15 protein-coding genes and 1 pseudogene are annotated in these 21,765 nt (G+C 69.6%); 14 read left to right on the top strand and 2 right to left on the bottom strand.

Annotated features, from left to right (window positions below; translation table 11 throughout):
- Positions 1 to 63 precede the first annotated feature (63 nt).
- Positions 64 to 3,717: a hydantoinase B/oxoprolinase family protein gene (locus HWY45_RS03560; RefSeq protein ID WP_059886354.1), complete on the top strand. Its 3,654-nt coding sequence runs from the start codon at positions 64 to 66 to the stop codon at positions 3,715 to 3,717.
- 30 nt (positions 3,718 to 3,747) lie between these two features.
- On the opposite strand, the gene HWY45_RS03555 is transcribed toward HWY45_RS03560, so the two are convergent.
- Positions 3,748 to 4,164, bottom strand: a complete 417-nt coding sequence (locus tag HWY45_RS03555; RefSeq protein ID WP_124490928.1) for a hypothetical protein — start codon at positions 4,162 to 4,164, stop codon at positions 3,748 to 3,750.
- Between the two features lie 182 nt (positions 4,165 to 4,346).
- Between HWY45_RS03555 and pdeR the strand changes: the two genes are divergently transcribed.
- Positions 4,347 to 6,350 (top strand): cyclic di-GMP phosphodiesterase, encoded by a 2,004-nt coding sequence (gene pdeR, locus HWY45_RS03550; RefSeq protein ID WP_059564121.1) that lies wholly within the window; start codon positions 4,347 to 4,349, stop codon positions 6,348 to 6,350.
- 42 nt (positions 6,351 to 6,392) lie between these two features.
- Here the strand turns inward: pdeR and HWY45_RS03545 are convergent, their stop codons facing one another.
- The gene (locus tag HWY45_RS03545) at positions 6,393 to 7,256 is read right to left on the bottom strand and encodes a crotonase/enoyl-CoA hydratase family protein (protein WP_059564120.1); all 864 of its coding nucleotides are present in this window, start codon (positions 7,254 to 7,256) and stop codon (positions 6,393 to 6,395) included.
- A gap of 456 nt (positions 7,257 to 7,712) precedes the next feature.
- On the opposite strand from HWY45_RS03545, the gene HWY45_RS03540 reads away from it, so the two are divergent.
- The 12 genes and pseudogenes from HWY45_RS03540 to HWY45_RS03485 form a co-directional block, all read left to right on the top strand.
- Positions 7,713 to 7,916, top strand: coding sequence for a hypothetical protein (locus HWY45_RS03540; protein ID WP_059886356.1), 204 nt, complete (start codon positions 7,713 to 7,715; stop codon positions 7,914 to 7,916).
- 211 nt (positions 7,917 to 8,127) lie between these two features.
- A complete protein-coding gene (locus tag HWY45_RS03535) occupies positions 8,128 to 8,850 on the top strand; it encodes a response regulator (protein WP_059886358.1) in 723 nt (240 codons plus the stop codon).
- A 4-nt stretch (positions 8,851 to 8,854) separates the two neighbouring features.
- Positions 8,855 to 11,566, top strand: coding sequence for a hybrid sensor histidine kinase/response regulator (locus HWY45_RS03530; protein WP_059886360.1), 2,712 nt, complete (start codon positions 8,855 to 8,857; stop codon positions 11,564 to 11,566).
- Positions 11,567 to 11,716: 150 nt separating this feature from the next.
- Positions 11,717 to 12,994: an ABC transporter substrate-binding protein gene (locus tag HWY45_RS03525; RefSeq protein ID WP_059886362.1), complete on the top strand. Its 1,278-nt coding sequence runs from the start codon at positions 11,717 to 11,719 to the stop codon at positions 12,992 to 12,994.
- A 74-nt stretch (positions 12,995 to 13,068) separates the two neighbouring features.
- Entirely contained in the window at positions 13,069 to 14,025 is a 957-nt protein-coding gene (locus HWY45_RS03520) for a carbohydrate ABC transporter permease (protein WP_059886365.1), read from the top strand.
- 1 nt (position 14,026) lies between these two features.
- Positions 14,027 to 14,857 carry a carbohydrate ABC transporter permease gene (locus HWY45_RS03515; RefSeq protein ID WP_059886366.1) on the top strand — a complete coding sequence of 277 codons (831 nt, stop codon included), beginning with the start codon at positions 14,027 to 14,029 and terminating at the stop codon, positions 14,855 to 14,857.
- A 37-nt stretch (positions 14,858 to 14,894) separates the two neighbouring features.
- Positions 14,895 to 16,037 carry an ABC transporter ATP-binding protein gene (locus HWY45_RS03510; RefSeq protein ID WP_059886368.1) on the top strand — a complete coding sequence of 381 codons (1,143 nt, stop codon included), beginning with the start codon at positions 14,895 to 14,897 and terminating at the stop codon, positions 16,035 to 16,037.
- 93 nt (positions 16,038 to 16,130) lie between these two features.
- A complete protein-coding gene (locus tag HWY45_RS03505) occupies positions 16,131 to 16,940 on the top strand; it encodes a ThuA domain-containing protein (protein WP_059886369.1) in 810 nt (269 codons plus the stop codon).
- Positions 16,937 to 18,085 (top strand): Gfo/Idh/MocA family protein, encoded by a 1,149-nt coding sequence (locus tag HWY45_RS03500; RefSeq protein ID WP_059886370.1) that lies wholly within the window; start codon positions 16,937 to 16,939, stop codon positions 18,083 to 18,085. The genes HWY45_RS03505 and HWY45_RS03500 overlap by 4 nt, the downstream gene beginning before the upstream one ends.
- A gap of 135 nt (positions 18,086 to 18,220) precedes the next feature.
- The gene (locus HWY45_RS03495; RefSeq protein WP_175038446.1) at positions 18,221 to 19,639 is read left to right on the top strand and encodes a maltoporin; all 1,419 of its coding nucleotides are present in this window, start codon (positions 18,221 to 18,223) and stop codon (positions 19,637 to 19,639) included.
- Positions 19,627 to 20,568, top strand: coding sequence for an aldo/keto reductase (locus HWY45_RS03490; RefSeq protein ID WP_059886372.1), 942 nt, complete (start codon positions 19,627 to 19,629; stop codon positions 20,566 to 20,568). Before HWY45_RS03495 ends, HWY45_RS03490 begins: the two co-directional genes overlap by 13 nt.
- 48 nt (positions 20,569 to 20,616) lie before the next feature.
- Positions 20,617 to 21,615, top strand: a pseudogene (locus tag HWY45_RS03485) (glucokinase); the annotation flags it as partial.
- Positions 21,616 to 21,765 lie beyond the last annotated feature (150 nt).

The following is a 21,765-nucleotide window of genomic DNA, read 5'->3' as shown; positions in this document are numbered from 1 at the left end:
CGCGCCGCGCGGCCGGCGCGCGTCTTCCGATTCCCGTTTCATCGACGCAGTGATTCCATCGCCATGACTACCCGACACAGCCCTTCCATTCCGTCCGACGCGCAACGCTGGCAATTCTGGATCGACCGCGGCGGCACCTTCACCGACATCGTCGCGCGCCGGCCCGACGGCTCGCTCACCACGCACAAGCTGCTGTCCGAGAACCCCGAGCAGTATCGCGACGCGGCGGTCGCCGGCATCCGCCACCTGCTCGGCCTCGCGGCCGGCGAGCCGATCACGCCCGAGCGCGTCGAGATGGTGAAGATGGGCACGACGGTCGCCACCAACGCGCTGCTCGAGCGCAAGGGCGAGCGCACCGCGCTCGCGACCACGCGCGGCTTTCGCGACGTGCTGCGCATCGCGTACCAGAACCGGCCGCGCCTGTTCGATCTCGACATCGTGCTGCCCGACGCGCTGTACGAGACGGTCGTCGAGATCGACGAGCGCATGGGCGCGCACGGCGACGTGGTCGAGCCGCTCGATCCCGCATCGGCGGAAACGGCGCTGCGCCGGGTGTTCGACACGGGCATCCGCGCGCTGGCGATCGTGCTGATCCACGGCTACCGCCACACCGCGCACGAGCGCGCGCTCGCCGAACTCGCGCGCCGCATCGGCTTCACGCAGGTGTCGGTGTCGCACGAGGTGTCGCCGTTGATGAAGATGGTGTCGCGCGGCGACACGACCGTCGTCGATGCGTACCTGTCGCCGATCCTGCGCCGTTATGTCGAGCAGGTCGCGGGCGAGATGCCGGGCGTGAACCTGCAGTTCATGCAGAGCAGCGGCGGCCTGACACGCGCCGACACGTTCCAGGGCAAGGACGCGATCCTGTCGGGGCCGGCCGGTGGCATCGTCGGGATGGTGCGTGCCGCGCGCGTGGCGGGCTTCGACCACGTGATCGGCTTTGACATGGGCGGCACGTCGACCGACGTGTCGCACTACAACGGCGAGTTCGAGCGCGTGTTCGAGACGCAGGTGGCCGGCGTGCGGATGCGCGCGCCGATGATGAGCATCCACACGGTCGCGGCGGGCGGCGGCTCGGTGCTGGGCTTCGACGGCGCGCGGCTGCGCGTCGGCCCCGAATCGGCGGGCGCGAACCCGGGGCCGGCCGCGTACCGGCGCGGCGGGCCGCTGACGGTGACCGACTGCAACGTGATGCTCGGCAAGATCCAGCCCGACCATTTCCCGCGCGTGTTCGGCCCGCATGCGGACGAGCCGCTCGACCGCGACGGCGTGGTCGCGAAGTTCGAGGCGCTCGCGGACGAGGTGTTCGCCGCGACGGGGCGGCGCGAAACGCCCGAGGCGCTTGCCGAAGGCTTCCTCGAGATCGCGATCGGCAGCATGGCGAACGCGATCAAGAAGATCTCGGTGCAGCGCGGGCACGACGTGTCGCGCTACGTGCTGACGACGTTCGGCGGCGCGGGCGGCCAGCATGCGTGCGGAGTGGCCGACGCGCTCGGCATGACGCAGGTGTTCGCGCATCCGCTCGCCGGCGTGCTGTCCGCGTACGGGATGGGGCTCGCCGACCAGACCGCGATGCGCGAGCGCGCGGTCGAGGCGGTGCTGTCCGATGCATCGCTCGCCGCGCTGGACGCGACGCTCGACGCGCTCGCCGGTGAAGCGGCCGGCGCGTTGCTCGAACAGGGCGTGCCGGCCGCGCGGATCGCGACCGAGCGCCGCGTGCACCTGCGCTACCAGGGCACCGATTCCGCGCTCGCGGTGCCGGCCGGCAGCGTCGCGGCGATGCAGCAGGCGTTCGAGGCCGCGTATCGGCAGCGCTATGCGTTCCTGATGCCGGGCACGCCGCTCGTCGTGGAGCTTGCGTCCGTCGAGGCGATCGGCCGGTCGGACGCGCCGGTCGAGATCGCGCCGCTCGCGGCGCGCGAGCGTGACGACACCGGCACCGCCGCGCCGCGCGCCGATGCCGCGGTGCGCTTCTATTCCGGCGGCGCGTGGCACGATGCGGCGCTCTACGTGCGCGACGCGCTGCTGGCCGGCGACGTGATCGACGGCCCCGCGATCGTCGCGGAAAAGAACGGCACGACCGTGGTCGAGCCCGGCTGGCGCGCGCAGATGACCGCGCAGGGCAACCTCGTGATGGCGCGCGCGACGCCGCTGCCGACGCGGCGCTCGCTCGGCACCGACGCGGACCCGGTGCGGCTCGAGATCTTCAACAACCTGTTCATGTCGATCGCCGAGCAGATGGGGCTGCGGCTGCAGAACACCGCGTACTCGGTGAACATCAAGGAGCGGCTCGATTTCTCGTGCGCGATCTTCGACGGCGACGGCAACCTGATCGCGAACGCGCCGCACATGCCCGTGCACCTCGGCTCGATGGGCGAGAGCATCCGCACGGTGATCGAACGCAATCGCGGGCAGATGCGCGACGGCGACGTCTACATGCTCAACGATCCGTACCACGGCGGCACGCACCTGCCGGACGTGACGGTGATCACGCCGGTGTTCGCCGACGGCGCCGACGAGCCGCTGTTTTACGTCGGCTCGCGCGGCCACCATGCGGACATCGGCGGCACGACGCCGGGCTCGATGCCGCCCGATTCGACGCATATCGACGAGGAGGGCGTGCTGATCGACAACTGGCAGCTCGTGTCGGCCGGCACGCTGCGCGACGCGGAAACCCGCGCGCTGCTCGCGTCGGGCCGCTATCCGGCGCGCAACGTCGAGCAGAACATGGCCGACCTGCGTGCGCAGGTCGCCGCGAACCAGAAGGGCGTCGACGAGCTGCGCCGGATGGTCGCGCAGTTCGGCCGCGACGTGGTGCTCGCGTTCATGCGGCACGTGCAGGACAACGCGGAGGAGGCCGTGCGGCGCGTGATCGGCGCGCTGCAGGACGGCGACTACCGCTATGCGCTCGACAACGGCGCGGAGATCCGTGTGGCGATCTGCGTCGATCGCGCGGCGCGCCGCGCGACGATCGATTTCTCGGGCACCTCCGCGCAGCTCGACAACAACTTCAACGCGCCGAAGGCCGTGTGCATGGCGGCGGTGCTGTACGTGTTCCGCACGCTCGTCGGCGACGACATCCCGCTGAACGCGGGCTGCCTGAAGCCGCTGACGGTAATCGTGCCGGAACGCTCGATGCTGAACCCCGCGTATCCGGCGGCGGTGGTGTCGGGCAACGTCGAGACGTCGTCGGCGATCACCAACGCGCTGTACGGCGCGCTCGGGCGGGTCGCGTCGAGCCAGGGCACGATGAACAATTTCACGTTCGGCAACGCACGGTATCAGTACTACGAGACGATCGCGGGCGGCAGCGGCGCCGGAAACGGGTTCGCGGGCAGCGACGCGGTGCAGACGCACATGACGAACTCGCGGCTGACCGACCCCGAAGTGCTCGAATGGCGCTACCCGGTGCGGCTCGACTCGCACCGCATCCGCGCTGGCTCGGGCGGCGGCGGGCGCTGGCCGGGCGGCAACGGCGCGATCCGCCGGATCCGCTTCCTCGAGCCGATGACCGCGTCGATCCTGTCGAACAACCGGATCCACGCGCCGTTCGGCGCGGCGGGCGGCGCCGCGGGCGCGCTGGGCCGCAACACGATCGAGCGCGCGGACGGCACTGTCGTCGCGCTGGACCACATCGGCCGCGCGCAGATGGCGCCCGGCGACGTGTTCGTCGTCGAGACGCCGGGTGGCGGCGGGTACGGCGCGCCGGGCGCCTGAGCGGGCGCATCGCGCGTGACGCGTCACGCGTCACGAAAACGTGCCGGATCGCAGGTTTGAATGAAGCAGATGATTCATTCGGCTGGCGGTCCGGCACGTTTTGCAGTGCAGGCGATGCACCGGTTTCACAGCGAGTAAATACGTATGACGAAAATGCACCGGATCGCATCGCGCGCGAGAGCGATCGGGAGATTTGCGAAACATTCCTGAATAAAATTCGCGCGAATTCGATTCGTCGAAAATGAAATGCATTTCGCGGGCATGACGCATCGCCGCAATGATCCGACCCTGCGCCGCGTGCCGCTTCGGCGCGGTGCGCAACGGGCGAACAGCGCACGCCATTGGTGCGATTCCGTACGTTCGGACGCGCATTTTTTCAGGGTTTTCACCGGCAATACAGCCCATATTGCACTGCGGTGAGATTGCACGATTCCTCATGGAAATCATGCGTGCAAATCTCGTCCGTCATTTGATAAGATGAACCCAATATTCGTTCGGTATTAATCCGCGCGTCATCGGCAAACGCCGGATTGCAATTGTCTGGAGCAAAAAACGGGGCGGGGGCCGGGCACGCGGTCGAGCACAGGCGCCTCGTCTACACTAAGCGTTTTTTTGGTCGGGGCTCGTCCATGGATGACGAAAACGAAAGCGCGGTACTCGAGGCGCACTTCGGCACGCGCAGCCCGTGCTGGCGCCTGGGCAACGACAGCAATGCGCTCGAGCTGGCCGCGGAGCGCGGCCTGACCAACATCAGCGTGGCGCTCACCACCGAGCAGGCCGCGCGCATTCGCGCGCTGACCGGCGTGACTTCCCACCTCGTGTTCGACATCAAGCTGTTCGGCGACCCGGTCAGCCTGCACCTCGTCGGCAAGAAGCTCACCACGACCGAATGGGCCGGCACCGCATGCGCGTATTCGGACACCGAATCCGTCGCCGGCGATCTCGCGCACGGCCTCGCGTTCGCGGAGCAGGTCGTCTCCGAAGTCAATTCGCTCGTCGTGATCCTCGACCGCAACGGCATGGTGCAGCGCTTCAACCGCCTGTGCGAGGAAGTCACCGGCAAGCGGGAAGTCGACGTGATCGGCCGCAGCGCGTTCGAGCTGTTCATGAGCCCCGACCAGGGCGCGCAATCGCGCACCAACATCACGGGCTTCTTCTCGAGCAACAAGCCGTTCTCGGTCGAGCGCTACATCAACACCATCAACGGCCCGCGCCTGTTCGAGTTCCGCAACAAGTTCGTGCAGAGCGGCAGCGGCGTGGACGAGCAGTTCCTGATCTGCTCGGGCATCGACATCACCGAGGAGCGCAAGGCCCAGCAGCGGCTCATCGAGCTCGCGAACACCGACGTGCTCACCGGCCTGCCGAACCGCCACGCGATCAGCGAGCAGATCAAGGCGCTGCTGGCGACCGACATCGACAACTCGCTGCGCCAGGTCGGCATCCTGTTTCTCGATCTCGACAACTTCAAGCGCGTCAACGATCACTACGGGCACATCACCGGCGACCGGCTGCTGAAGGACGTGTCGGGGATCATCAACGGCTGCCTGCCGGATGGTGCAACGCTCGCGCGGCTCGGCGGCGACGAATTCCTCGTGCTGTTCTCGCACGGCACGCGCCCGTTGCTGGAGGCCACCGCGCAGGTGATCCTCGAGCGGCTGCGCACGCCGATCCATCTCGGGCTGATGGAGGTGTACACGAGCTGCTCGATCGGCATCGCGATGTATCCGCAGCACGGCGACACGCTCGAAACCCTGATCCGCAGCGCCGACACCGCGATGTACGTTGCGAAGGAGGCCGGCAAGCACACGTATCGCGTGTTCTCGCTGGAGATGAACCAGAAGGTCGCGAAGTACATGTGGCTCGACACGAACCTGCGCAAGGCGCTGGAAGAGGACCAGTTCGTGCTGCATTACCAGCCGGTCGTCGATCTCGCGTCGGGCGACGTGCGCTGCGTCGAGGCGCTGATCCGCTGGCAGTCGCCCGACCGCGGGCTCGTCGCGCCGATGGAGTTCATCCAGTTCGCCGAGGAATCGGGGCTGATCGCGCCGCTCGGGCGCTGGGTGATGCGCACCGCGGCCGCGCAGGCCGCCGACTGGAAGGCCAAGGGGATCGAGACGCGCATCGCGATCAACGTGTCCGCGCGGCAGCTGCAGGACCTGAACATCGTGCATCAGTTCGCGTCGATCCTCGACGAGACGGGCCTCGCGCAGGGGCTGCTCGACATCGAGCTGACCGAGAGCTGCTTCATCGAGGACGAAGACGCGGCGCTCGCGCTGATGAAGCAGTTCCGCCTGCTCGGCGCGGAGATCCACCTCGACGATTTCGGCACCGGCTATTCGTCGCTGTCGCAGCTGTCGCGCCTGCCGCTCGATGCGATCAAGCTCGACCGCAGCTTCATCACCGGCATCGACCGCAACCTGCGCTCGCAGGCGCTGGTGCGCTCGGTGGTGTCGCTCGCGCATGCGCTGAACTTCTCGGTGGTGGCCGAAGGCGTCGAGACGCGCGGCGAAGCGGATTTCCTCAAGCAGATCGACGTCGACCAGTCGCAGGGCTATTACTTCGCGCGGCCGATGGCCGCGCAGGCGTTCGAGCAGTGGCTCACCGAAAAGAGAAAGTTCAGGCTCATCGCCTGAACTTTCCCGCAAGGCCGTGCCGTCAGGCATCGACGGCCGGGATTACACCGGGCGCAGCTTCGACACGCGCCGGTTCTGCAGCATCACCAGGCGTTCCATGTACGCGAGATCCTTCGGCTCGATCGTGAACGCCGCGCGCACCCAGTCCTCCGTGATGTCCATCAGCTCCGAGCGCGACAGCGGAAACACGCGCTGACGCGCGCGCAGCATCGCGCGCACGCCGTTCAGCTTCGGCCGCAGCACGTCGATGAAGGTGCGCGTCGCGAGATACGCGTCGCCCGCATCGAAGGTCTGGTCGACCAGCCCGTGATCCGCGTACCACTCGGCGACGTGCGGCTCGCCGTTCGTGATCAGGTCTTCCGCGACGCGGCGGTCGGCCTTGCGCGTGACGAACGAATAGCCGCCCATGCCCGGGAACAGGTTGAACGCGACCTCGGGGAAGCCGAGCTTCACGCCCTTCTGCGCGAGCACGTAGTGATGCGCGAGCGCGGCCTCGAGTCCGCCGCCGAGCGCGCTGCCCTCGACCATCGCGATCGACACCGCGCCGGTGCCGAAGCCCGAGTAGATCTCGCACACGCCGTCGATGCAGGAGCGTGCGTAGGCCATCAGCAGGTCGCGCCTGCCGCTGCGGATCGCGTCGACGAAGAAGCTCAGGTCGCCCCCGACGTTGAACAGCTCGGGCACGAGCGAGCCCGTGACCCAGAAGTCGAACGGCAGCCCGGTCTCGCGCGCGACGCGCGCGAGGTGAATGATGTCGGTCACGAGCTGCTGGTTGAAGCAGGGTCGCGGTTCGGAGCGAAGCATCATCCACATGACATTGCGGCCTTCTTCGTAGTAGGCCATCAGTTGCGTCAATTCGCCGGCTTCGTGGAACGGCCGGCATGCAGGGTGTGATTGGAGTTGCATGGATGTGTCCTCGGTTGGAAAGTGATTGGCGTTGTGAAACCGCCGCGTACGCGATCCATGCGAATGGCAAGACGGCCGCATGGCTCCCTGTCGCGCGGCAATACCATTGTTGCGCGCACGAAATCGGCGGATACGCACGATCGATCGGGATTGGGGCGGGGTTTTCGATGACGCCGGGAATCGCATTTCCGTCGCATGCCGGCGAATGCGGGCGCGAATGCGACGCAATGCCGGCGCGCGGTTTTTCATGGATTTTTGGTGGCCGGGCGCGAATCGGTGATGTGCAAGCATTTCGTCTGTTGAATCGTTTTGGCAGTGAGGGCGCTGGCCGACACGGTCGAGCGGGGCGGCATGCCGGGCGGCGATGCGGGGATTTCGCTCGAGAATTTTTTTGAGCGCGCTGTTCGCGGCGACATGCCGCGCGTGGCTTTACCACGGAATTCGAATCGGCCGTGATTGAATGCCGATGCGAATCGCGCGGCGATCGCGCATTCGATGTCGATTGCCGCACCGGGATCGGTTTTGTCGATGCGACGTGATGCGCATCGTGCCGATACCGCGCCGCGCGGGGCGGCCGGATGCGATCGCGCGCGCGGCCGGCCGTCGATCCCGGGGCAGGGTATTCACCGATCGCGACGCATTTCCGCCGCGATTTCGTGACGTTGGACGCCCCGCGCCCGTGTTCCGGCCGCGGCCTGCCGGCGCCGGACCTTGCCAGGTTCGCCCGGTATCGGCCAACATTCGCTTCCGGCGGGGGCCGCGCGATCGGCAGCGGCCCCGCCTCATACCGACGGATGTGCCGGCCCGCACCGGGCGGCCGGGTGGAACGTCGACCCATCGGCGCGCGCGACCGGCATGGAGGAGAACACGCATGTCAGAAAAACATCGGATCCTGGTACTGGACGACGATCCGGAGGTGCGCGCCTGGCTGAAGGGCGTGCTGGAAGAAGCCGGGTTCGAGGTGTCGGCGGTCGACAGCGCCGCGCAGATGCAGCAGAAGCTGGCGGCCGCGCCGCACGCGCTCGTCATCCTCGACCTGAAGCTGCGCGGGGAAGACGGCATGACGGTCGCGCGCGAGCTGCGGCGGCGCTCGGACGTGTCGATCATCATGATCAGCGGCCTCGGCGACGAGACGGACCGCGTGCTCGGCCTCGAAACGGCGGCCGACGATTTCGTCACCAAGCCGTTCTCCGGGCGCGAGCTGATCGCGCGGGTGCGCGCGCAGCTGCGGCGCACGACCGAGCTGTCGATGCCGCGCCCCGCGGCGAACGGCGGCGGCCCGCGCTTCTGCTTCGACGGCTGGACGATGGACCTCGCCGCGCGCACGCTGACGGGCGCGGCCGGCGCGTGCGCGCTCACGCAGGGCGAGTTCGAGCTGCTCGCCGCGATGGTGCAGCAGCCGTCGCGCGTGTGGTCGCGCGACCAGCTGCTCGAACACACGCGCGGCTTCGGCATCGACGTCTACGACCGCACGATCGACGTGCTGATCCTGCGGCTGCGCCGCAAGATCGAACCGAACCCCGAGCAGCCGACCTACATCCGCACGCAGCGCGGCGTCGGCTACGTGTTCGCGGTGCCCGTCGTGCGCGTGTGACGCGATGCGCGCCCCGTTCCGGCTGTTGCCGCCGTGGAGTGTCCGCGCCAAGCTGATCGCGACCTTCCTGCTGCTGTTCGGGATCACGCTCGCGGTCGTCGTGGTCGGCGTGCTCGGCATGCGCGCGAACCAGAACGCGCTCGACGAGTACGAGGCGAACGTGGTACCCGAGATCGCCCGCGCGCTGGAGCTGTCGGACAAGGTCGCGCAGCTTGCGGCGGTTGCGCCGAGCATGATGCTGACCGATTCGCCGGACCTGCTGCACAACGACACCGAGCTGCTGCGCGGCCTGCTCGGCGACATCCGGCGGCTGTCGCCGGGCTTCGGCCGGCAGCCGGGCCCGGCCGCGAAGGCCGGCGAGCGGCTCGCGGTGGTCGACGATCTCGACGCGATCGACCAGGATCTCGCGCGGTTGCTGATCGTGTCGGGCCGGCAGCGGCAGCTCAAGGAGGAGCTGGGCGAGCTGCGCATCGCGAACGACCGCATCGGCGAGCGCATCGCGCGCGACAAGAGCCTGATCGCGCAGCGCGCGCCGACGCTGCTCGAGATCTGGGCGCGCACCGCCGGCGCGTTGCAGGCCGCGAACGCGGCGGAGCTCGGCAGCGCCGAAAGCGACAACGAGGCGCTGTGGCTGCGCGTGCGCGAACGCGGCGAGGATCGTCGCCAGCCGGCGCTCGCCGACGCGCTGCAGCAGCTCGACGGCGGCACGCGCAGCGTGTTCGCGGTGCGCCGCGAGTTTCTCGCGAGCGAAGCGCAGACGGGCTACCTCGTCACGCTGCTGCGCGGCCATGCCGACCACCTGAGCGGCAAGTCGGCGCGCTACGTCGAGCGCCTGCGGCAGATCGCGAGCGAGCGCAGCGACAAGGTGCGCAAGGTCGCGGTGTCGAGCCAGTCGGGGCTGCTGCTGCTGGCGATCGCGGGCGTCGCGGTCGCGCTGCTCGGCGTCGCGTACGCGAGCCGCATCCTGCAGAAGCTGCAGGCGATGACGCGCGTGATGGCGCGCCTCGCGAAGGGCATCACGTCGGACCGGATGCCGTCGACGCACCGGCCCGACGAGATCGGCGAACTGGCGCGCGCGTTCGAGGTGTTCCGCACCAACCTGATCGAGAAGGAGCGGCTGACCCACGGGCTCGAGGCGCAGCGCCGCCTGCAGGAGTCGGTGCTGAACTCGATGAACGACGGCGTGTCGGTGCACGACGCGCACGGCAGCCTGATCGCGTGGAATCCGACCTTCGCGACGCTGCTCGGGATCGACGCCGACGCGTTGCGGGCGGGCCTGCCGCTCGCGGCGCTGCGGCGCGCGATCGCGCCGCCCGCGCGCTGGCGCGAGGTGTCGCGCGACACCGCGACCCGCACGTCGGACGGCGCACGCATCGCCGCGTCGGCCGAACTGCACCTGCGCGACCAGCGGATCCTCGAGTTCCACTGCCAGCCGCTGCCGGACGGCGGCTGGGTCGCGGTGTGCCGCGACCTGACGAGCCGGCGCGCGGTCGAGGCGGAACTGCGCCAGGCGCAGAAGATGGACGTGCTCGGCCAGCTGACGGGCGGCGTCGCGCACGATTTCAACAACTTCCTGGTCGCGATCCTCGGCAACCTGGAGCTGCTGCTGCCGCGCCTGGACGGGCAGCGGGACGCGCAGACGATGGCCGAGCGGGCGCGCCGCGCGGCCGAGCGCGCGTCGCGCCTCACGCGGCGGCTGCTCGCGTTCGCGCGCCGCCAGCCGTTGCAGGCCGAGCGGATGTCGGTGCGGGCGATGCTCGCGGAGATGCTCGATCTCGTCGAATATTCGGCAGGCCAGCGCGTGAACGTCGTGCTGGAGCCGGCCGCCGAGCCGCTGTGGGTGAACGTCGACCGCGGCCAGCTCGAGAATGCGGTGCTGAACCTCGCGCTCAACAGCGCCGCCGCGATGCCGGAAGGCGGCACGCTGACGCTGGCCGCGCGCCGCGAGCCGATGGCGGGCGAAGGCGCGGCCGCCGCGGGCGCGGTCGTGCTGAGCGTGACCGATACCGGCTGCGGGATCGCGCCGGTCCTGCTCGACAAGGTGATCGAGCCGTTCTTCACGACCAAGGCGGCGGGCGAGGGCAGCGGGCTCGGCCTCAGCAGCGTGTACGGCTTCGTGCGCCAGAGCGGCGGCGACCTGCGGATCCACAGCGAGGTCGGCCGCGGCACGCGGGTCGAGCTGTGGCTGCCGGAAAGCGCTGCGCCCGAGCGGCGCGATGCGGCGGCGCCCGCCGTGCCCGCCGTGCCCGCCGTGCTCGTCGCGCCCGTCGCGCCCGTCGCTCCCGTCGCTCCCGTCGCTCCCGTCGCGCCCGCCGCGCCCGCCGCGCCCGCCGCGCCCGCCGCGCCCGCCGCCGCGCGGGCCGGCGGCGCGCGCGTGCTGGTGGTCGACGACGACCCCGAGGTGCGCGACACGGCGCTCAGCCAGTTCGCGGCGCTCGGCGCGCAGGCCGACGCGGTCGCGACCGGCGATGCCGCGCTCGGCTGGCTCGCCGAGCACGGCCCCGTCACGCTCGTGCTGTCGGACATCTCGCTCGGCGCGGGCGGCAGCGGCATCGCGTTCGCCGCGCGGCTCGCCGAGCGCTGGCCCGCGCAGCGCGTCGCGCTGACCTCGGGCCTGCCGCCCGAAATCCACCAGGCCCACCCCGACTGGCGCGCGGACCTGCCGTTCGTGCCGAAGCCGTTCGACCTCGCGGCGCTCGCCGCGCTGCTCGCCTGAGCCGCGTGGCCGATTGTTTCGATTGTTAATGGCGGGCCGCGTTTCCGAAATTTTCGATTAACGGGACTGGAGTCTCATACACCCACGGCACCCGGCGGCGCGAGCGCGGCACCGGGTCGCACGATTCGAACGATACTGGAGACACACCCGATGACGAAGCTCAAGGCTGGATTGCTGACGATGACGCTCGCCGCGATGGCGACGATGGCCGGCACGGCCGGCGCGGCGACGCTGCGGATCGCGTGCGGCGCGGCCGGCGTCGACCAGGACATTTGCCAGGTCTCGGCGAAGCGTTGGGCCGAGAAGACCGGCAACGAGGTCGAGTTCATCAGCATGCCCAACAACTCGAGCGAGACGCTCGCGCTGTACCAGCAACTGCTCGGCAGCGGCTCGGACAAGATCGACGTGATGCAGATCGACACGGTCTGGCCGGGCATCCTCGCGAACCACCTGATCGACCTGAAGCCGTACAGCAAGGGGCAGGAGGCCCAGTCGTTCCCGAGCATCGTCGCGAACGACACCGTGAACGGCAAGCTCGTCGCGATGCCGTGGTTCATCGACACGGGGCTGCTGTACTACCGCAAGGACCTGCTCGACAAGTACCGCGCGAAGGTGCCGGCGACGTGGGACGAGCTCGACGCGACCGCGCGCAAGATCCAGGCCGGCGAGCGCGCCGCGGGCAGCGAGAAGATGTGGGGCTACGTGTGGCAGGGGCGCGCGTACGAAGGGCTGACCTGCGCCGCGCTCGAATGGGTCGCGAGCTACAACGGCGGCACCGTGATCGACGACAAGGGCCGCGTGACGATCGACAACCCGGGCGCGGTCAAGGCGCTCGACCAGTCGGCGAAGTGGGTCGGCACGATCAGCCCGAAGGCGGTGCTGAACTACGGCGAGGAAGAAGCGCGCGGCGTGTTCCAGGCCGGTAACGCGGTGTTCATGCGCAACTGGCCGTATGCATGGGCGATCGCCAATCGCACCGGCAGCCCGATCAAGGGCAAGGTGGGCATCGCGCCGCTGCCGAAGGGCGGCGCGGACGGCCGCCCGGCCGCGGCGCTCGGCGGCTGGCAGCTCGCCGTGTCGCGCTATTCGCCGAACCCGAAGCTGGCCGCCGAGCTCGTGATGTACCTGTCGAGCGCCGAGGTGCAGAAGATGCGCGCGGTGCAGGCGTCGTTCAATCCGACCATGCCGGCGCTCTACCACGACAAGGACATCCTGCAGGCCAACCCGTTCATGGCCGACCTGCTGCCGACCTTCAGCAGCGCGGTCGCGCGGCCGTCGACGGTCACCGGCGCGAAGTACAACCAGGTCAGCAACCAGTTCTGGAACGCCGCGCACGACGTGCTCGCCGGCAGCGACACCGCGTCGGGCGCGCTCGCGCGGCTCGCCGCGTCGCTGAACCGGCTCGCGCCGGGCGGCAACTGGCGCTGAGCGCAACGCCCCGCGCCCACGCCCGATCGATCCGGCCGGCAGCCTGACGGCGCCGGCCCCGCAGGAGACATCGCATGAGAACCGGTAGCATCCCGATTAGTAGTACTCCTCCGTTTGAGCAGGCGCCAGCGCGAACCGGCTCAGGCCTCGCGCAGGCTCGCCGCCGCCAGGCGTGGTTGCTGGTCGCGCCGGCGCTGCTCGCGCTGGCGGCGATCGCCGGCTGGCCGCTGATGCGCACCGCGTGGTTCAGCCTGACCGATGCGCAGCTCGCGGACCTGTCGCAGCGCCATTTCGTCGGCCTCGACAACTACCTCGGCGCGGCCGGCGTGCTGCGCGACCCGGCGTGGTGGCAGGCGGTCGGCAAAACGGTGCTGTTCGCCGTCGTGTCCGTCGTGCTCGAAACGGCCGCGGGCCTCGGCGTCGCGCTGCTGCTCGACGTGCCGTCGCGGCTGCGCACGCTGCTGCGTGCGGCGGTGCTGGTGCCGTGGGCGATCCCGACCGTCGTGTCGGCGAAGATCTGGAGCTGGATGCTCAACGACCAGTTCGGCATCGTCAACGCGATGCTGATGGCGATCGGCGCGATCCGCGAGCCGCTCGCGTTCACCGCCGATGCGCACCTCGTGTTCCCGACCATCGTGCTCGTCGACGTGTGGAAGACCACGCCGTTCATGGCGCTGCTGATGCTCGCCGCGCTGCAGACGGTGCCGCGCGACTGCTACGAGGCCGCGCGCGTCGACGGCGTGCCGCGCTGGCGCGTGTTTCGCTCGGTGACGCTGCCGCTGATCCTGCCCGGCGTGCTGGTCGCGATGATCTTCCGGTCGCTCGACGCGCTGCGCGTGTTCGACCTGATCTACGTGATGACGTCGAACAGCCGGGTCACGAAAAGCATGTCGGTGTACGTGCGCGAACAGCTGATCGATTTCCAGCAGGTGGGCTTCGGGTCCGCGGCCGCGATGCTGCTGTTCCTCACGATCGTGCTGTTCACGGTCGGCTACATGGCGGTCAGCCATCGCCGCATGCGGGAGGCCTGACATGAAGAAGCATCCGTTCGAGATCGCGATCCACGGGCTGCTGTCGGCGCTCGTGCTGGTGATCGCGCTGTTCCCGTTCGTCTACATGATCGGCACGTCGATCAAGCACGGCGACGCGTTGTTCGATACGTCGCTGTTCCCGTCGAGCCCGTCGCTCGACAACTATCGCCAGTTGTTCCGCGACCAGCCGTTCGGCGCGTACCTGCTGAACTCGGTGTGCGTGGCCGGCGGCGCGGTGGCGCTGTCGCTCGCGGTGTCGGTGCTCGCCGCATATGCGCTCGGCCGCGTGTCGTTTCGCGGGCGCGGGGTGCTGATGATGTGCATCCTCGGTGTGTCGATGTTTCCGCAGGTCGCGATCCTGTCGGGCCTGTTCGAGCTGGTCCGCGCGCTCGGCCTGTACGACCGCCTCGGCGCGCTCGTGCTGTCGGACCTGATCTTCACGCTGCCGTTCACGATCTGGATCCTCGTCACCTTCATGCGCGAGCTGCCGCGCGAGCTGGAGGAAGCGGCGCTGGTCGACGGCGTCGGCGTGTTCACGCTGATCTTCCGGATCTTCCTGCCGCTGTTGCGGCCGGCGCTCGCCGCGACGTCGCTGCTCGCGTTCGTGTCGGCATGGAACGAGTTCCTGTTCGCGCTCACCTTCACGATCTCGTCGTCGCAGCGCACCGTGCCGGTGGCGATCACGATGATCTCCGGCGCGAGCAGCTACGAGCTGCCGTGGGGAACCATCATGGCCGCGTCGGTCATCGTCACCGTGCCGCTCGTGCTGCTGGTGCTGGTGTTCCAGCGGCATATCGTGTCCGGCCTCACGGCCGGCGCGGTCAAGGGTTGAGCGGGTTGCGCCCGTCGTCAGGATCAGGAGAAAAAGCATGAGTCAGATCAGGTTGAGCGGTCTTCACAAGCAGTTCGGTGCGACCCCCATCCTCAGCGACGTGAATCTCGCGGTCGAACCCGGCGAGTTCTGCGTGTTCATCGGCCCGTCGGGCTGCGGCAAGTCGACGCTGCTGAGGATCGTCGCGGGCCTCGAGGAGCAGAGCGCGGGCGACGTGTGGATCGACGGCCGCTGCGTGAACACGCTCGCGCCCGCCAAGCGCGACATCGCGATGGTGTTCCAGAGCTATGCGCTGTATCCGCACATGTCCGTCTACGAAAACATGGCGTTCGGCCTGCGCCACCTGCGCCTGCCGAAGGACGAGATCGACCGGCGCGTGCGCGTCGCGTCGGAGTCGCTGCGCCTCGGCGAGCTGCTCGAACGCAAGCCCGGCGCGCTGTCCGGCGGCCAGCGGCAGCGCGTCGCGATCGGCCGCGCGATCGTCCGCAAGCCGAAGGTGTTCCTGTTCGACGAGCCGCTGTCGAACCTCGACGCCGCGCTGCGCGTGAAGACCCGCGTCGAGATCGCGAAGCTGCACCGCAGCCTCGACAGCACCAGCATGATCTACGTGACGCACGACCAGGTCGAGGCGATGACGCTGGCCGACAAGATCGTGCTGCTGCGGCCGCTCGAAGGGCGCGGCGGCGTGGCGAGCATCGCGCAGATCGGCACGCCGCTCGACCTGTATCACCGCCCCGCCAGCCAGTTCGTCGCCGGCTTCATCGGGTCGCCCGCGATGAACTTCCTGCCGGCGACCGTCGCGTCGGCCGGCGCGGGCGAAGTGCGCGCGCGGGCCGGCGAGCAGGGGTTGACGGCGAACGTGTCGGGCGACGGCCTTCAGGCGGGCGCCGCCGTGACGCTCGGCATCCGCCCCGAACACGTGCGCATCGGCACCGGCGGCGCGGGCGGCGTGACCGGCGAAGTGGTGCACGTCGAGCAGATGGGCGAGCACACCTATCTGTACCTCGATACGCCGCTGGGCGCGCAGCCGATCGTCGCCAAGACCGATGCCGCTGGCGCACGGATCGGCGAGCGCGTGCGCGTCGAGCTGCCGGCCGCCGCACTGCATCTGTTTCACCCGGACGGCCGCGCGGCCGAGCGCATCGTGCGCGAAGCCGCCCCGGCGCTCGCGAGCGCCTGAGCGCGGCGAGCGGCGAAGCGGCCCACAGGTTTCAGGCGGCCACGGCGCGCGGCCGCTGTCGAATCGGCGCCCACCCTTATAAAAAGGATAGTCATGCTTAGCAAGAAACTTTCAGTGATCGTCTGGAACGAGTTCGAGCACGAACGCGAGAACGCGGGCGTGCGCGCGATCTACCCGGACGGCATTCACCAGGTGATCGCGAGCGCGCTCGCAGAGACGCCGGCGCTCGGCCACGGCGCGCTGCCGCTCGAGATCGGCACCGCGACGCTCGACCAGCCCGAGCACGGGCTCAGCGAGGCGCGGCTCGCCGCGTGCGACGTGCTGGTGTGGTGGGGGCACAAGGCGCATGCGAAGGTCTCCGACGAGATCGTCGAGCGTGTGCAGCGCCGCGTGCTCGAAGGGATGGGCCTGATCGTGCTGCATTCCGGCCACTTCTCGAAGATCTTCCGCCGCCTGCTCGGCACCAACTGCTCGCTGAAGTGGCGCGAGGCGGCCGAGAAGGAACGGCTGTGGGTGGTCGAGCCGTCGCATCCGATCGCGGCCGGGCTCGGCGAGTACTTCGAGCTGCAGCACGAGGAGATGTACGGCGAGCGCTTCGACATCCCGCAGCCGGACAGCACCGTGTTCATCTCGTGGTTCGAGGGCGGCGAGGTGTTCCGTTCGGGCTGCTGCTGGGAGCGCGGCCACGGCCGGATCTTCTATTTCCGCCCCGGCCACGAAGCGTATCCGACCTATCACGACCGCAACGTGCAGCGCGTGATCGCGAACGCGGTGCAGTGGGCCGCGCCGCGCGTGAACCTCGCCGACCGCTGCCCGAACACGGCGCCGCTCGAAACGCTCAGCGAGAAGAGCACGCAGTTCGCGCAGGTCGGCATCCAGCAAACCGCCGGAGACCTCGCATGAACGACGACTACAAGGTGGAGCTGCCGGAAGCGGCGGCGATTGCGCGCGGCCGCCGCCTGCGCGTGGGCGTGATCGGGCTCGGGATCGGCCGCAAGCATATCGAGGGCTGGCGCGAGCATCCGGACGTCGACGTGGTCGCGATCGCCGACCCCGACGCGAAACGGCTCGCGAAGGTCGGCGACGCGTTCGGCATCGACGCGCGCTACGCGACGGCCGAGGCGATGCTCGCCGCCGAGAAGCTCGACGTCGTCAGCGTGTGCACGCCGAACAAGTTCCATCGCGAGCTGACGCTCGCCGCGTTCGACGCCGGCTGCCACGTGCTGTGCGAGAAACCGATGGCGCTGAACGCGGACGAGGGGCGCGACATGCTGATCGCCGCGCAGCGCGCCGGCAAGCGGCTGATGATCAACTTCTCGTACCGCTTCAGCGCGCAGTCGCGGGCGTTGAAGGCGCAGGTCGATGCCGGCGTGTTCGGCGATTTCTACTTCGGCCGCACGATGTGGCACCGCCGGCGCGGGATGCCGGGCTTCGGCGGCTGGTTCGGCACCAAGGCGCTCGCGGGCGGCGGGCCGCTGATCGACCTCGGCGTGCACCGCCTCGACCTCGCGCTGTGGCTGATGGGGTATCCGAAGCCGGTGTGGGTGATGGGCAGCACCTACGACCCGATCGCGCGCGAACTCGCGGCGCGCGCGGGCAAGACGTTCGACGTCGAGGATCTGGCGGCCGCGCTGATCCGCTTCGACAACGGCGCGACGCTCGCGCTCGAGGCATCGTGGGCGACCAACATCCAGGAAGCGGAGCTGATGGAGACGCGCCTGCTCGGCACGCGCGCGGGGCTGCTGCAGAAGAACCTGAACGAAGGCTACACGTTCGACGCGCACATCTTCATCGAGCAGAACGGCGCGCAGTTCGACATGCGCCTGAACCCGCCCGCCGACGGCGCGCATTCGGCGATGTACGACTACGCGGAAGCGATCCTGTGCGACGTCCCGCATCCGGCGCCGGGCGAGGAAGGGCTGATCGTGATGGAGATCCTCGACGCGATCTACGCGAGCGCGGCCGCGGGCGAGCCGATCCGCATCCATGCGCCGGGGCCCGCGGCCGCCGATGCGCCGCCGGTGCTGGATCTCGACGTCGCCGGCTGACGCTTCGCCGGGCCGGCGCGCGGCGCGTCCACCGTGCCGGCCCGTCAACAGCAGCACGGACGACGCAGCACACATACCTATTCGACGACGCCGCGCATCGCACGCGGCGCAACAACACGGTTTGGAGACACGTACATGATCGACGAAGCAGGCCGCCGCACGCGCGGCCCGGCACGCACCCCGTTCAGGCTCACGCGGCTCGCCGCGACCTTGTCGCTCGCCGCCGCATCGGCGGCGCTGCATGCCGCGCCGGACTCCGCGACGACCCTCGCCGCGGACGGCGTGCCGGGCGGCCTCGCGCAGGCCACCGGCGTGGTGCCGGCCGACACGAGCCCCGCCAACGTGGCGACGCCGACGCCGTCGTCGGCCTGGAACCAGCTGACGCCGTGGACGCAGTTCCACGGCTACCTGCGGGCCGGCATCGGCACGAGCGACAGCCACTCGCAGGCCTGCTTCCAGTTGCCGGGCGCGCAGAGCAAGTACCGGCTCGGCAACGAATGCCAGGTCTACAGCGAACTGGAGATCGACCAGACGCTCTACAAGTTCGCGAACGGGATGCAACTGTCGGCGGTGGGCATGGCGAGCCTCGTGAACGATCTCGACCGCACGCCGACTTTCGACGGCAATCATGGCCGCATCCGCCTGCCGCAGTCGTACGTGCAACTGACCAATTTTCCGGGGCTCGACGACATGCGGATCTGGTTCGGGCGCATCTACTACCGGCGCAACGACGTCCACATGAACGACTTCTACTACTGGAACCCGAGCGGCCTCGGCGCGGGCATCGAGAACGTGCCGATCGGTGGCGGCCTGAAGCTCAGCTACGGGCTGTTCCGCGAGGACTACATCGACCAGCCGAACTACGCGACGCGCCACGACCTGCAACTGTCCGGCGTGCGCCCGAACCCCGGCGGCGAGCTGCAGTTCGGGCTGTCGTACATCCCGGCACGCGCGCCGGTGCTGAACGGCAGCGGCGTGATGCAGGACGCGCACAGCGGCTGGTCGGTCACGGTGCAGCACGTGCAGACCAACCTGCTCGGCGGCAAGAACAAGCTCGCGTTCCAGTACGGCGTCGGGCCGGGCACCGGCCTCGGCTATACGGGCACGCTGACGAACGACACCCGCTACAAGAGCGTGCGCGTGCTCGACGCGTTCGACTGGCAGGCGACGCGCGACTTCGGCGGGCAGGTGGTCGGCATCTGGCAGCGCGACATCGCGCCGTCGGGCGGCTCGCAGACCTGGGTGTCGATGGGCGTGCGGCCGGTGTATGCGTTCACGCACCACGTGAAGCTGCAGGGCGACCTCGGGCACGACCGCGTGACGCCGTCCGGCGGCCCGACGCGCACGCTCTTGAAGGCGAGCGTCGCGCTGACGCTCGCGATGGACCGCTCGTTCTGGTCGCGGCCGGAGTTCCGGGTGTTCTATACGTATGCGCGCTGGAACAAGGCGGCGCAGGATGCGGCGGCGCCCGGCGATCCGCTGTCGACGACCGGCGTGTTCGGCACGTCGCGCAGCGGCTCGACGGTCGGCGCGCAGGTCGAATGGTGGTGGTGAGCATGACGCAAGCACCTTGCACGACGATCGCGATGGGCGCCGACGCGATGCCGTTCTCGCGGATCGTGTTCGGGATGTGGCGGATCGCCGACTGGCGGCTGTCGCGCGGCGAGCGCCGTGCGCTGGTCGAAGCGGCGCTCGACCTCGGCGTGACGAGCTTCGATCACGCGGACATCTATGGCGACTATGCGGCCGAAAGCCTGTTCGGCGACGTGCTCGCCGACGCGCCGCAGCTGCGCGAGCGAATGCAGCTCGTCACCAAGTGCGGGATCCGCCCGGTGTCCGCGCAGCGTCCCGAGCACCGCGTCAAGCACTACGACACGGGGGCCGCGCATGTCGTCGCGTCGGTCGAGCAGTCGCTGCGCGCGCTGTGCACCGACCGGCTCGACCTGCTGCTGCTGCATCGCCCGGATCCGCTGATGGACGCCGACGAAGTCGCCGCGACCTTCGCCGCGCTCCGGCGCGACGGCAAGGTGAGATCGTTCGGGATCTCGAACTTTGCGCCGGCGCAAGCGGCGCTGCTGCAGGACCGGCTGGCCGCGCACGGGATGGCGCTCGCGACGAACCAGGTCGAATGCTCGCTGCTGCATCTCGCGCCGCTCGACGACGGCACGTTCGACCAGGCGCAGCGCTGGCGCAGCCCGCCGATGCTGTGGTCGCCGCTCGCGGGCGGGCGCGTGCTGACCGATGCGTCGCCGGCCGCCGCGCGCGTGCGCGCCTGTGCCGAGCGGATCGGCGGCGCACTCGGCGTGTGCGCGACGACGGTGCTGTTCGCGTGGCTGCTCGCGCTGCCGTGCCGGCCGCTGCCGATCGTCGGGTCGGGCCGCATCGCGGCGCTGCGCGAGGCGGTGGCGGCGACCCGGCTGACGCTCGCGCGCGAGCACTGGTTCGCGCTGCTGGAGGCGGCGCGGGGCGTGGAGGTGCCATGACCGGCACGACCGGCAGGATCGACAACCCATGACCATCCGGGAGACACGATGAGCGAAGCGACCCTCCGCGACGATCCGCTCGCGCGCTGCATGATGCACGCGGCCGAACCGCGCCTGCTGGCCGACATCGGCGGCACGCACGCGCGCTTCGCGCTGGAAACCGCGCGCGACGGGATCGGCGGCGTGCGCGTCTATCGCTGCGGCGATCACGCCGGCATCGCCGACGCGGTGCGCGCGTTCCTGCGCGATGCCGGCGGCGCGCGGGTGCGGCATGCGGCGATCGCGATCGCCAACCCGGTGGACGGCGACTTCGTCAGCATGACCAATCATCACTGGCGATTCTCGATCGACGCGACGCGTCGCGCGCTCGGCTTCGACACGCTGCACGTGGTCAACGACTTCTCGGCGCTGGCGATGGCCGTCCCGCATTTGTCCGACGAACAGCGGCGGCCGGTCGGCGGCGGGGCGGCGGCACCCGGCGGCGCTATCGGCGTGCTCGGCGCCGGCACGGGGCTGGGCGTCGCCGCGCTCGTGCGCGCGGGCGATGCGTGGGTGCCGCTGTCCGGTGAAGGCGGGCACGCGTCGTTCGCGCCGGCCGACGAACGCGAGGATCATGTGCTGCGCCTTGCGCGCACGCGCTGGCCGCACGTGTCGTTCGAGCGGCTCGCGGCCGGGCCGGGCATCGCGGTGATCCATGCGGCGCTCGCCGCGCGCGATGCGCGTGCCGCACGCGAAACCGATTCCGCCGCGATCATCGAGCGGGCGCTTGCCGGCGACGCGCGCTGCATCGCGACGCTCGACTGTTTCTGCGGAATGCTCGGCACGTTCGCGGGCAATCTGGCGCTCACGCTCGGCGCGACCGGCGGCATCTATATAGGCGGGGGCGTCGTGCCGCGCCTCGGTGCGCTGTTCGACGCGTCGCCGTTTCGCGCGCGCTTCGAGGCGAAGGGCCGCTTCGCGGGCTATCTGGCGAAGATTCCGACCTTCGTGATCACCGCGCCGCATCCGGCGTTCGCGGGCGTGTCGCGCATGCTGGCGCGCGTGCTCGGCGAGCTTGGTTGAGGCGATCGCACACTGTCTGCCGGACGTCGGTGTACTGAAAGCGTCTCGTCAGCCACACATGCCGCCCTAAGGAATGTGCCGACTGGCGGACGCTTGCGAACCCTCCTACCTTGGAGAAGACGACGCCGGCGCGTC

The organism is Burkholderia stagnalis (assembly GCF_902830275.1).
GTDB lineage: Bacteria > Pseudomonadota > Gammaproteobacteria > Burkholderiales > Burkholderiaceae > Burkholderia > Burkholderia stagnalis.
This window is presented reverse-complemented; position numbering and strand designations above follow the sequence as displayed.

Bases quoted from the DNA above. Each gene is read 5' to 3' on its own strand.
- HWY45_RS03560 (WP_059886354.1), top strand. From the start codon at position 64: ATGACTACCCGACACAGCCCTTCCATTCCGTCCGACGCGCAACGCTGG.
- HWY45_RS03555 (WP_124490928.1), bottom strand. From the start codon at position 4,164: ATGATTTCCATGAGGAATCGTGCAATCTCACCGCAGTGCAATATGGGC.
- pdeR (WP_059564121.1), top strand. From the start codon at position 4,347: ATGGATGACGAAAACGAAAGCGCGGTACTCGAGGCGCACTTCGGCACG.
- HWY45_RS03545 (WP_059564120.1), bottom strand. From the start codon at position 7,256: ATGCAACTCCAATCACACCCTGCATGCCGGCCGTTCCACGAAGCCGGC.
- HWY45_RS03535 (WP_059886358.1), top strand. From the start codon at position 8,128: ATGTCAGAAAAACATCGGATCCTGGTACTGGACGACGATCCGGAGGTG.
- HWY45_RS03530 (WP_059886360.1), top strand. From the start codon at position 8,855: ATGCGCGCCCCGTTCCGGCTGTTGCCGCCGTGGAGTGTCCGCGCCAAG.
- HWY45_RS03525 (WP_059886362.1), top strand. From the start codon at position 11,717: ATGACGAAGCTCAAGGCTGGATTGCTGACGATGACGCTCGCCGCGATG.
- HWY45_RS03520 (WP_059886365.1), top strand. From the start codon at position 13,069: ATGAGAACCGGTAGCATCCCGATTAGTAGTACTCCTCCGTTTGAGCAG.
- HWY45_RS03515 (WP_059886366.1), top strand. From the start codon at position 14,027: ATGAAGAAGCATCCGTTCGAGATCGCGATCCACGGGCTGCTGTCGGCG.
- HWY45_RS03510 (WP_059886368.1), top strand. From the start codon at position 14,895: ATGAGTCAGATCAGGTTGAGCGGTCTTCACAAGCAGTTCGGTGCGACC.
- HWY45_RS03505 (WP_059886369.1), top strand. From the start codon at position 16,131: ATGCTTAGCAAGAAACTTTCAGTGATCGTCTGGAACGAGTTCGAGCAC.
- HWY45_RS03500 (WP_059886370.1), top strand. From the start codon at position 16,937: ATGAACGACGACTACAAGGTGGAGCTGCCGGAAGCGGCGGCGATTGCG.
- HWY45_RS03495 (WP_175038446.1), top strand. From the start codon at position 18,221: ATGATCGACGAAGCAGGCCGCCGCACGCGCGGCCCGGCACGCACCCCG.
- HWY45_RS03490 (WP_059886372.1), top strand. From the start codon at position 19,627: ATGGTGGTGGTGAGCATGACGCAAGCACCTTGCACGACGATCGCGATG.